Annotated in this window: 10 protein-coding genes; 4 read left to right on the top strand and 6 right to left on the bottom strand. The window is 49.8% G+C overall.

Annotated elements, in window-relative coordinates:
- Nucleotides 1–71: 71 nt before the first annotated feature.
- The gene (locus EHW58_RS05030; RefSeq protein WP_152795086.1) at nt 72–1,010 is read right to left on the bottom strand and encodes a LysR family transcriptional regulator; all 939 of its coding nucleotides are present in this window, start codon (nt 1,008–1,010) and stop codon (nt 72–74) included.
- Nucleotides 1,011–1,163: 153 nt separating this feature from the next.
- On the opposite strand from EHW58_RS05030, the gene EHW58_RS05025 reads away from it, so the two are divergent.
- The 3 genes from EHW58_RS05025 to brnA all read left to right on the top strand — a co-directional run bounded on the left by EHW58_RS05025 (nt 1,164) and on the right by brnA (nt 3,050).
- Nucleotides 1,164–1,688, top strand: a complete 525-nt coding sequence (locus EHW58_RS05025; protein WP_152795084.1) for a phosphoribosyltransferase — start codon at nt 1,164–1,166, stop codon at nt 1,686–1,688.
- Nucleotides 1,689–2,554: 866 nt separating this feature from the next.
- Nucleotides 2,555–2,821 carry a BrnT family toxin gene (locus EHW58_RS05020; protein ID WP_152795082.1) on the top strand — a complete coding sequence of 89 codons (267 nt, stop codon included), beginning with the start codon at nt 2,555–2,557 and terminating at the stop codon, nt 2,819–2,821.
- Nucleotides 2,808–3,050, top strand: coding sequence for a type II toxin-antitoxin system BrnA family antitoxin (brnA, locus tag EHW58_RS05015; RefSeq protein ID WP_077484198.1), 243 nt, complete (start codon nt 2,808–2,810; stop codon nt 3,048–3,050). Before EHW58_RS05020 ends, brnA begins: the two co-directional genes overlap by 14 nt.
- A gap of 481 nt (nt 3,051–3,531) precedes the next feature.
- Here brnA and EHW58_RS05010 read toward each other — a convergent pair whose 3' ends face one another.
- Entirely contained in the window at nt 3,532–4,680 is a 1,149-nt protein-coding gene (locus EHW58_RS05010; RefSeq protein ID WP_152795080.1) for a DUF3103 family protein, read from the bottom strand.
- Between the two features lie 377 nt (nt 4,681–5,057).
- The gene (arcA, locus tag EHW58_RS05005; protein ID WP_077667369.1) at nt 5,058–6,278 is read right to left on the bottom strand and encodes an arginine deiminase; all 1,221 of its coding nucleotides are present in this window, start codon (nt 6,276–6,278) and stop codon (nt 5,058–5,060) included.
- Nucleotides 6,279–6,605: 327 nt separating this feature from the next.
- Between arcA and rraB the strand changes: the two genes are divergently transcribed.
- Complete coding sequence (gene rraB / locus EHW58_RS05000) at nt 6,606–6,986, top strand: ribonuclease E inhibitor RraB (protein ID WP_077578682.1); 381 nt, start codon at nt 6,606–6,608, stop codon at nt 6,984–6,986.
- Between the two features lie 69 nt (nt 6,987–7,055).
- Here the strand turns inward: rraB and EHW58_RS04995 are convergent, their stop codons facing one another.
- The 3 genes from EHW58_RS04995 to EHW58_RS04985 all read right to left on the bottom strand — a co-directional run bounded on the left by EHW58_RS04995 (nt 7,056) and on the right by EHW58_RS04985 (nt 11,274).
- Nucleotides 7,056–7,580 carry a GNAT family N-acetyltransferase gene (locus EHW58_RS04995; protein WP_077667368.1) on the bottom strand — a complete coding sequence of 175 codons (525 nt, stop codon included), beginning with the start codon at nt 7,578–7,580 and terminating at the stop codon, nt 7,056–7,058.
- A 219-nt stretch (nt 7,581–7,799) separates the two neighbouring features.
- Nucleotides 7,800–8,183: a DUF2061 domain-containing protein gene (locus tag EHW58_RS04990; RefSeq protein WP_077606068.1), complete on the bottom strand. Its 384-nt coding sequence runs from the start codon at nt 8,181–8,183 to the stop codon at nt 7,800–7,802.
- A 232-nt stretch (nt 8,184–8,415) separates the two neighbouring features.
- Nucleotides 8,416–11,274 carry a valine--tRNA ligase gene (locus EHW58_RS04985; protein ID WP_152795078.1) on the bottom strand — a complete coding sequence of 953 codons (2,859 nt, stop codon included), beginning with the start codon at nt 11,272–11,274 and terminating at the stop codon, nt 8,416–8,418.
- Nucleotides 11,275–11,280 lie beyond the last annotated feature (6 nt).

The raw sequence follows: 11,280 nt of genomic DNA, 5'->3' as shown, positions 1-11,280 counted from the left end.
AGCCGACCAAGATCAGCTTGGTGGCCAAACAGAAGCGCTGTCTCATGAATCCCAGTTTCTTAGAAAAGGTTTTAGCCGCAGGCATACCGGCGATGGTTGAAAAATAAACACTCATGCGCTCGCCCTGAACTAAATCGCCTTTGGCTTTCGATAGACTCAATAAGATGCCCTTTGATACGAACAGCCCATTTCTTTGCTATATAAGAAGGCTGAAAGGCTAAAAAAAACTGAGTTTCATTCAAAGGTTCGTCAAAAATATGAAATTTTTGGTGGTTGGTTTCTTTTATAAAGTACTCTGGCAAGATACCAATTCCAGCGTCTGCGACGATAGCCTGGTAGATACCAAAACTGTTGTTGATAACCTGCATGTTTTTATGATTAAAGAAGTTTCTATCATACTGATGGAATAGTTGCTCCCAAGTGTTACTTTTTATTGCGCTTCTCACTATCAAGCGATGATCTTCTTTAATATGACTAAAAGTGAAAACACTATTTGATTTAGCGTAGGATTGACTACAAAACAATAGATTTTTTAATGCTATTAATGGGATATACTCCAATCCGGTCTCATCGGTTTTGTTGCGGATAGAAAAGTCAAAACGGCTTTGTTTAAGGTCGATAACATTGTCGGTTAAATCCAAATTAACGATTAACTCATCCGTTTCTAACTGCGATAACGCAGGTGTGAGCAATTTAATGCCAAAGTCAATCGGAGCCGTGATTTCCAGCTTAGTCCTGCTTTTGCTTAGCTGAGTATCAGAAACAACTTGGTTAAAGTTTCGTTCAAGAACTATGTACTCTTGATACAAGCTCTTCCCTTTAGTAGTTAACTCAACCTTGCTACCTTGTCCTCTCACAAAGAGCTTAAACCCCAGTTTCTCTTCCAAGCTTTTGATTTGATAACTGATAGAGGACTGTGATATTGACAGTTCATCCGCTCCCTTTGAAAAGCTAAGGTTCTTCGCAACAGCGGAAAAGTACGGTAAATGGCTAGCGAGGTGTCTTAGCATCGAAAATTTAGATATTTTAATAGAAAAAATCTATTTTATCTGTATCTGACTCTTGAGGCAATATGCATTAAAACAAAAAGCTAACGCCTCTCCTACGATTTCTTGAGGTGATTAGTCTCACCATAACACCAGTGTATGTAATGAGGATAAGCGATGAGAAACAAGCATATTGGAGAGGTTGTTTTAAATCAAAGTCAGATCAAGGCAGGCGTAAGTCAGGTAGCAGGGGATCTGAATCAACGCTTTAAGAACCAGAGCGCAGTTATTATCACAGTAGTACCAGGAGGCATACTTTTTACCGCCGATTTAGTACGAGAAATCACATTTGATATAAGCATGGACTACATTTCCTGCCCCCACACACCGGGAGATAAAAACAATAATTCTGCTATCGTATTTCATCAGAACATAGAGTTAAAAGCGAGTAATGTCATTTTAGTTGATGACGCTATTGAGTCTGGTGGGACGATGAAACGTATCGCACACTATCTGAATGAACAGTTCGAGTTACAGTCATTATCTATAGCAACACTGTTTGTAAAGCCCGGTCGAGTTGATATACCTGAAGTCCAGTATCATGCCTATGAGATGGAAAACGATGATCTCCTTGTCGGATATGGTTTGCCATGGAAAGATAAGTTAAGGAATGTTCCCTATGTATCAAAACTGCTCCGATGAAAATACGTAAGAAATATGAGCACACAAAAGTAAAGCTATGAGCGTTGTGGCTGCCCCAAACTGGCCACGGTGTTAGATCGTGTGAGAATAGAGATCCGTTCAGCAGAATCAGAGCAACCAAATTCAACAAGTACGGATCGATAGTTTTGTCACGACTTCTGTTCAGGGTTCGAGTTTCGTATGCATTCCCACGCGGGAGCGTGGGAACGAGTAACACCACCGACGTTAAAGTACGCGTAGGTCGGCATAAGCGCCTTCTCGATCGCGCAAGCTTGGTGTGATTTCCGCCGCGCGCCCGTTGCACGGCGCCATCGGACATTAAAGCCAAAGATTAACCTCGATGTTAAATTTGGCGCCAAAGGTGACAGGCGCCCAGGCGGCATAGTGCATCATAGTTGACATCTTGCAGGGGCTTGTGTCACCTACGCCAATGGCACCATCGATGTCTAAATTTTGTCATTGTAGTAGCCAACTAATATTGGCCACGGTGTTAGAGCGTGTAAGAACAGAGATCCGTTCAGCAGAATCAAAGCTACCAAATTCGACAAGTACGGTTCGATGGTTTTGTCACGACTTCTGTTCAGGTTTCGAGTTTCGTATGCGTTCCCACGCGGAAGCGTGGGAACGAGTAAACCAAAATTGGCCTCGGTGTAAGAGTGTGTGAGAACAGAGATCCGTTCAGCAGAATCAGAGTAACCAAATTCGACAAGTGCGGCTCGGTAGTTTTGTAACGCTTCTGGCTTGGTTCAAATCCCGTATGCATTCCCACGCGGGAGCGTGGGAACGAGTTTAGCGGCGAGCTCGGCTGAGCTGTTATCTCTTGCTAGTAGGTTGCACAGTATGCAAAAAGAGTATAATTTTTACTCATGGGTGGATTTGAATTCGATGAGAACAAAAGCAGGTTAAATGCGACGAAGCATGGAATTGACTTCCAAACCGCGCAAGGTTTGTGGGACGATCCTTATCTTATTGAAATTCCTGCCAAGACAAGCGATGAGCCAAGGTATGTGGTGATCGGCATGTTAAACGGTAAGTATTGGTCTGGCGTAGTCACATATCGTGGTAACAATATTCGGATCATTTCTGTCAGGCGTTCACGGAAAGCGGAGGTGAGCTTATATGAAAGCGCATGAATTTGATGCCAAGTTTGAGAGTGACGATGACATTGTAGATGATCTTGCTCTATCGAAAGCTAAGCGTCCAAGACAAACCCAGAAACGGGTGAACGTGGACTTCCCCGAGTGGATGTTAGCCTCCTTAGATCGTGAGGCTAGCCGGGTGGGCGTAACACGTCAGTCAATCATTAAAATGTGGTTGGCAGAACGGCTGGAAAATGTGTCTCATCATCACACATCCGAATAACCGGCGTATAAACGCGCTAATGCCAATCACCGCTACAAGTTGTTGACCTGCTTGCTCCCGCCTTCATTCTCCTCTCAATGAATACACTATGACGCGCGTAAAAGTGTTGGTTAATACACTTTTATGCGCGTAAAAATGTTGAAAGCTGCATTTTTTTGCGCATTTCTGTGTAATAAAAAGTCAGTTAGATAGGCACTTAAACTAGGGGAGCTAGATGAAACGATCACTTCTTTTATAAGGCTTGCCAAGTATGACGGGGTCCGAGCGTGTAAGAACAGAGATCCGTTCAGCAGAATCAGGGCAACCAAACTCGACAAGTTCGGCTTGAAGATTTTGTAACGATTTCAGTTCATGGTTCAAGTCTCGTATGCATTCTCACGCAGGAGCGTGGGAACGAGTAATAGAGATCCAGGGCAGTAAAGTCACAGTGAAAAAACGCAGCCCCACGGCTGCGTTTTGGCTTTCTATCTCCAGTCCATCATTACTCTGTCGGTTCGATGGTCAGTGGTTCCCAGGTGGCGGTGGTGTTGCCGCCGGCGCTGGGGTGGTCGCGGTATTCGCGGCCTTTGAGTAGGGTGTAGTAGACATCGACAAAGTCATCATCGTTGGTGAGCCAGCCGTCGGGGATGGCTTCAATGATTTTGCCGGTGATTTTGGTGACCACGCGATAGGCTTGCACTTCTAAATCTGGGATTGCTGCCAGGATGTCGTTCGCCACTTCGTTAAGTTTCAGCGCCAGCTCTTTGTAGTTGGTGCCGTCGTCTTGCTCCATTAAGATCACGTCTGCCGCGCCCCAACGATAGCGGTCCCAGTGGATCATTACCTGATTAGGATGATAGGTGGTTTGGTCGTAGTCTAAATAAGGCATATCGACGATATCGAGCGTGGGTTCGTCTCGGCTAGGGTTGACGCCGGTGACAATCGCATACACTTCTGCCGCACCGGAGATCCACGGTTCTTGATCGTCTTCTAGGCGAATAGTTTTTAGCACCGTGGTATCAATCGGCTCCGCGGGCCCTTGTGCCATCATGCGCGCACTTCGGCGCATCCGCGGAGCAGGGTTCTGCTCGGCCAAGGTGCGACGCATCACTTCCAGACCGGCTTTAAGAGACGTTTTACCATTGGTATCCACCACCAATACCGGGCGGTCTGGCATTTGATAGACGTCTAGCCAATGGGTGTTGCCTTCGATATCAAATGCTTCGATTTGGGTCCAGGTCTTTTCATCGCCTGCCGGTTCAAAAGCAAACAAAGGCGCTTGGCCGGCCTGCCAGCGCGCCAGCATACTGGGGTCGGCTAAGCGTACTTCGAGCAGTTGGTCGGCGACGTCTTCGACGCCTTGCGCTTCACGCAACGCACGGTCAGCGCTGTGTAGCTGAGTATCCAGGCTGCGTTTGCTGCGTGAGCTGCGCGCTTCAGGTTTTGTCAGTGCCGACAAGGGGGCATTTAAGCCATAACTATTAATGTTGCGCTTTAGCGTTGGGGCGATTTCCGCATAGTCTCGGCTAAGCTGTTTGGCGGTGTCGCGCTTGACTGTGACCACTCGGTTATCTGCATTGCCGGCAAAAGCGGGGGTAAAAGTGTGGGTAAAGCCGACTAATAGCAGCGAAATCAGTATTTTCTTATTCATCGCATGTCCTCTTGTGTACTTCAACTGACGTTAGCGGACTAACGTTTGTATAGTGCGATGTCTCTGTCCTAACACGCTATGTGTAAAGCGCCGAGGTGAGAGTACCGTTCACAAAAAACGTGTCACCTTGTGGCGACGTTAATTATTTCTGGTACTAGAGTAAATGCTCACTCATCAAAAAGTATGACAGTAGAATGAGGCCTCTTAACCGATTCTTCGGCCGAGCTTTAATAACATCCTGATAATGATGAAGAAGTGATGATGCGGCTTAAATTTCGGTTGGCGGGCGTGAATGTAGGAGTTTGCCAGTAAACATAACAGTAGACGGTAAAATAAAGCCGCTGGCGAGGCAGCGGCTAACGTTGAACCGGAGAGCCTTAGATACCGTCGCGCTCGAGCGGACAGCTCATACAGCGCGCGCCACCACGGCCACGACCTAGTTGGTCACCCGGGATCGAGAGCACCTTGATTCCGGCTTTGTCGTATTTCTCGTTGGTGTAGGTGTTGCCTTCATAACCAATCACCACCCCAGGTTTGACCGTGAGCACGTTGTTGGCATCGTTCCATTGTTCGCGCTCAGCAGCATAGCTGTCACCGCCGGTGGTAATGATGTTCAGCGGGCCAACGTCGAGTGCTTTTTCAATCGCGGTAAGGTAGCAAGACTGCGCTTCCACGTTAAGGCTGTCTTCGCCTTTGCGAGTTAGGCGCCAGCATGGCAAGTCGGGGCGCATCACAGTGGGGTAGACTGAGAAGGTGTGCACGTCCATGTGGGTCATCACCGTATCTAGGTGCATGCACGAGCGGTTTTTCGGCAGTTGCACGGCAATCACTTCTTTGGCTTGGCCACTAAACAGCAGGCTGCGTGCCAGTTGCTCAACCCCTTGTGGGGTGGTGCGCTCGGACATACCAATTAACACCGCGCCGCGGCCAATAACTAGCACATCGCCGCCTTCAATCATGGCGTTGTCGTAGTCACGTACTTCATCGCCGAGGTAATTAATAAACGGGCTATCGGCAAATTCAGGGTGCCAGCGGTAAATGGCACGTAGGTGGTTGGTTTCGCGTTGGCGCGCCGACTTGGCCATGGGGTTGAGTGATACGCCGCCATACACCCAGCACGAGGTGTCGCGGGTAAATAGGTGGTTAGGCAGTGGCTCAATCACAAAGTCGGTCTTATCATGCATGGCCTGCATCATCGAGGATGATTGCACGGGCAAGTCGATATAGCTTAAACCGCCAAGTAGAATGTCAGCCAGGGTGTTGTGGTCAATGTCCGCCATATAAGCGCGTACATCACTGGCGAACTGATAACCGAGACGATATTGATTGAGTTGGGTGTCGAGCAGCCATTGCTTGGCTTCTGGCACCGCGAGGGTTTCGACCAGTAAATCGTGAAGTAGGTAAACGTGTACGCCTTGGTCGGTCAGTGTGCGGGCGAACATATCATGCTCTTCGCCTGCGCGCTCAACGGCCAATACATCATCAAACAGCAGTTCATGGCAGTTAGATGGCGTCAGGTGGTTCAACGCTCGTTCAGGGCGGTGAAGCAGTACACGCTTCAGTTGCCCAACTTCGGATCCAACGTAAAACTCACTCATGGTAGGTCCTCTTTTTCCTTAATACGGGCCAGGTAATGAGACAAACAGCGCTTTGCACACACGGGAGGTGTACTCACCGGTTAGGTGGGAATGCAGGCCGTTTGCACAGGGTGGGCGTGTCTCATCTCTTCCTTGGATGCTCGAATAATGACAACCTTCTCGGGGGAGGTCAATGTTACAAATCACTAACAATCTCGCCGGACTAGCAAGGTCACAGAAATTTCATTAACTTGGCGGTTTTCTCATCAGTGACACTATGATGGAACGTGGCATTTTTTGCTAAACCGTGCCATATTGCGCCCGTATTCATTTTCTGGAGTCGCGTCTATGTCACAGGCTGAACTTATCGAACAACAACACCAAGAAACGCGGATGATCATCGAGGAGCTTCTCGCCGATGGCAGTGATCCTGATGCGCTGTATACCATTGAGCACCACCTGTGTGCCGATACCTTTGAAGCGCTGGAAGATGCGGCGGTAGAAGCCTTTAAAATGGGCTTTGAAGTGGCCGAGGCTGAAGAGCTTGAGCTGGAAGAGGGCGGCACTATTGTTTGCTTTGATGCAGTGATGGAAACGGCCTTGAATGCTGAGCGCATTGATGAGCAAGTTGAAAAGTTGGTGGCGTTAGCGGATAAGCACAACATTGATTACGACGGCTGGGGCACTTACTTCGAATCGGATGAAGACGACGCTCCCGAGAGCGAGTAACGCGCGATCGCCGAATAAAACATACTGATTAAAGCCACGTTAACGTGGCTTTTTTTGTGCCTAGTGGGGTTAGAGCGTCTTTATCATGGTGACTTCACAGCTATCGTGACCGGTGTTGCCCATGCGCGCACACGGGGTAAAGCCGAGTGATTGATACAAGGCAATGGCGGCGGTGAGGTTGGCGGTGGTCTCGAGATAACAGCGTTGATAGCCCCATGCACGCGCTGTTTCCATCGCCTGAATCGCTAATTGTTTCGCCATCCCTTTGCCTCGCAGTGCTGGCAAAAAATACATTTTTTGTAGCTCGCACACGCTATCGTGTCCAGGCAAAGGGGCAATACCGCCACCGCCGAGGATCTCCCCATCGGCTTCAATCACCCAATAGGCCGCTTGCGGGTGCGTATATTGCTCGCTAAGGCAGTCAAGGGTGGGATCAGCGACGCTAAACCCGGCATCGGCACTGAGACCATGCTCGGCAGAGACGCGACGAATCACATCGGCAATCGCAGGGTTATCGTTTGGTGTCATTAAACGCACGGTTAAAGGTGCGTGTGAGCTTGGCTCGTGTAAATCTTGGGGCCTATCCTGGGCCATGAATACACTCCGAATTATATATGTATCAATAAATTACCTCACCAGATGGCTTTTCACAACGCGGCGTGTTTCTGCAGGAAAAGCTGGCAGGGGTTGATAGCAATATTGACGGAGCCGAGGTAAACGTCTGTGAAGCGAGAATCAAGGAGATACTGCCTTTTAATCGCTACCAGTGGTCCCCGCGATGTGAGTTATACCGTGCTTAAACTGATGGTTTTTTTAATGATGATGCCCCAAGTGAAGCGGTGCCGGTTTTACCGCATGGCGGCGCTGCCACACCTTTTCATGGAAGAAGTACGCCAAGGTGTTGATGCTCGGCTCAACCAGCGCCAGTGCGCCACCGACTAGCCAATCGCCACTGATTAAATAGCCCACCAAAAAGGCAACGTTAAAGTGTATCACCGCAAAGCTGGCCGTTTTGACCGCTGGGCGCGCTTGGCGGCTAAGCTGCCAGAGTTTTTCATGAAGATAAAACGCGCCAGTATTGACGGTGGGCTCGGTCATCGCAATCAGGCTGCCAATGATGATATCGCCGGTTAGCACATAGGCCACGGTAAAGGCGATAGAAAAGTGGATAGCCGCAAAACTGAGTGTCTTCTTCATGGTGTAGCTCCTTATTGGCAACACGCGTTTAATCAACACTGACAGTATGTCGTGTCTTTGTCGATAAATAAAAACGGTTCTCACTATCTTTTACATAGAGCAGAGCTATCAACGGCGATCAGTGCTAGGGATAACAAGCGTTTAAAATCTGACCAAGCCAAGGTTGCGCTGAGGTGGGATATAAAAAAGCCACACCGAGCGGTGTGGCTTGATAGGCTGAGTGAGCCGAGGATTATAGCGCGGCGATCGTCGCTTTTTGCTCGCCAAGCTTGGTGAGGCTCTCACGGTAGCCGTCGAGCTTTTCACGCTCTTTCGCCACCACGGCTTCAGGTGCTTTGGCGACAAAGCTTTCGTTGCCCAGCTTGCCTTCAACACGCTTGATTTCACCTTCGACTCTGGCGATTTCTTTATCCAGACGTGCTAACTCGGCGTCTTTATCAATTAAGCCCGCCATCGGGATCAAGATCTCCGAGCTGCCGACCAACGCAGAGGCACACGCAGGCAAGGTTTCGCTACCGTCAAGCACGGTGAAGTTGCCGAGTTTTGCCAAGGCATTCAAGGTGGTGCGGTTGCGGGTGGCACGCTCAGCATCACGGCTATCCGCGGCTTTTAGCATCACTTCAAGCGGCTGGCTTGGCGCAATGTCGTATTCTGCGCGCAGGTTACGGATGCTGACAATAAACTGCTTCACCCACTCAATGTCTTCTGAGGCTTGCGCGTTAATACGGCTGGCATCAAATTGCGGCAACGGCTGGTTCATAATGGTGTCGCCGTCGACACCGTCAACCAGTGGTTTGACGCTCTGCCAAATCGCTTCCGTGATGTATGGGATCACAGGGTGCGCTAGACGCAAGGTTTTTTCCAAGACGGTGATCAGGGTGTAACGGGTCGCACGTTGCTGTGCGTCGTCACCTTTCCACAGTACGGGCTTGGTGAGCTCTAAGTACCAGTCACAGAACTGGTGCCAGATAAACTCATACAAGACACCAGCCGCCATATCGAGACGATAGTTGTCGAGGTGAGTGTTGAAGTCTTTCGCAGCTTGCTGGAACTGAGACTCGATCCACTGATCGGCCAATGAGAATTGCATCTCGCCGCCGCTCATGCCGCAATCTTGCTCTTCGGTGTTCATCAGCACGTAACGGCTGGCGTTCCACAGCTTGTTACAGAAGTTGCGATACCCTTCAAGGCGCTTCATGTCCCAGTTGATGTCACGGCCGGTTGAGGCCAATGCCGCGAGGGTAAAGCGCAGTGCGTCGGTGCCGTGGGCTTCGATACCATTCTCGAAGGTTTTACGGGTCGCCTTTTCAATCTTTTCTGCCAGCTTCGGCTGCATCATATTGCCGGTGCGCTTGGCAACCAAGTCATCAACACTGATGCCGTCAATCATATCGAGCGGGTCGAGTACGTTGCCCTTGGATTTTGACATCTTGGCGCCACTTTCATCGCGGATAAGACCGGTCATGTAAATGGTCTTAAACGGCACTTGTGGCTTGCCGTTTTCATCTTTGATGAAGTGCATGGTCATCATGATCATGCGCGCCACCCAGAAGAAAATGATATCAAAGCCTGATACCAACACATCGGTGGGGTGGAAGGTTTTCAGTGCATCGGTGTTTTCTGGCCAGCCTAGGGTACCGAAAGTCCAAAGCGCGGAGGAGAACCAAGTATCCAACACGTCTTCGTCTTGGCGCAGCGCGACGTCGTCGCCAATCTGGTTATCGCGACGCACTTCGTCTTCGTCACGGCCCACATAGACATTGCCTTGATCGTCGTACCACGCAGGAATGCGGTGACCCCACCAAAGCTGACGTGAAATACACCAATCTTGCACATCACGCATCCACGCGAAGTACATGTTCTCGTACTGCTTAGGCACAAATTGGATATCGCCGTCTTCAACAGCTTTTACCGCCGGCTCTGCTAATGGCGCGGTGCGCACATACCACTGGTCGGTCAGCATTGGCTCAATCACTACGCCGCCGCGATCGCCATACGGCACGGTCAGATCGTGATCTTTAATTTCATCCAATAAGCCCAGCGCATCAAATTCGGCCACGATCGCTTTACGTGCGGCAAAACGCTCCAGGCCTTGGTAGTTTTCTGGCAGGGCACTATCGAACGCATCACTTGGCTGGCCTTTATGGTCAAATACTTCTGCTTGATCGCGAATGTCGGCGTTCAAGGTCAGGATGTTGATCATCGGTAGCTGGTGGCGCTGGCCGACTTCGTAGTCGTTAAAGTCGTGCGCGGGGGTGATTTTCACACAGCCGGTGCCTTTTTCCATGTCGGCGTGCTCATCGCCCACAATTGGGATGCGACGATTGACCACAGGCAGCAATACGTGCTTGCCAATCAGGTCTTTATAGCGCGGGTCTTCTGGGTTGACCGCAACACCGGTATCGCCCAGCATGGTTTCTGGACGAGTGGTGGCCACCACGATGTAGTCTTTGCCTTCGGCGGTTTGGGCGCCATCAGCAAGTGGATAACGGAAATGCCACATGTGGCCTTTCTTGTCTTTGTTTTCCACTTCTAAGTCAGAAATGGCCGTGTGCAGCTTAGGATCCCAATTCACCAGGCGTTTACCGCGGTAAATCAAGTCTTCTTGGTGCAGGCGAACAAACACTTCTTTGACGGCATTGGAAAAGCCTTCATCCATGGTGAAGCGTTCGCGATCCCAGTCGACAGAGGCCCCTAAGCGGCGCAATTGTTGAGTAATGGTGCCACCAGATTCGCCTTTCCATTGCCAAATTTTGTCAACAAAGGCCTCACGACCGTAATCGTGTTTGGTTTTGCCTTCTTCGGCGGCGATCTTGCGCTCCACGACCATCTGCGTCGCGATACCGGCGTGGTCCGTTCCCACTTGCCATAGGGTATTTTTGCCCTTCATCCGTGCGGCACGGGTCAGGGTATCCATAATGGTATCCTGGAACGCGTGGCCCATATGCAGGCTACCGGTCACGTTTGGAGGCGGGATCATGATGCTGAATGCATCTTTGCTGGTATCACCATGAGGTCGGAAATAGCCCGCCTCTTCCCAGCGCTGATACAGCGCTTTTTCGATTGATTGTGGATTATATGTCTTTTCCATAGCGCT

It is taken from the genome of Salinivibrio sp. VYel1 (assembly GCF_009377945.1).
Lineage (GTDB): Bacteria > Pseudomonadota > Gammaproteobacteria > Enterobacterales > Vibrionaceae > Salinivibrio > Salinivibrio siamensis.
This window is presented reverse-complemented; position numbering and strand designations above follow the sequence as displayed.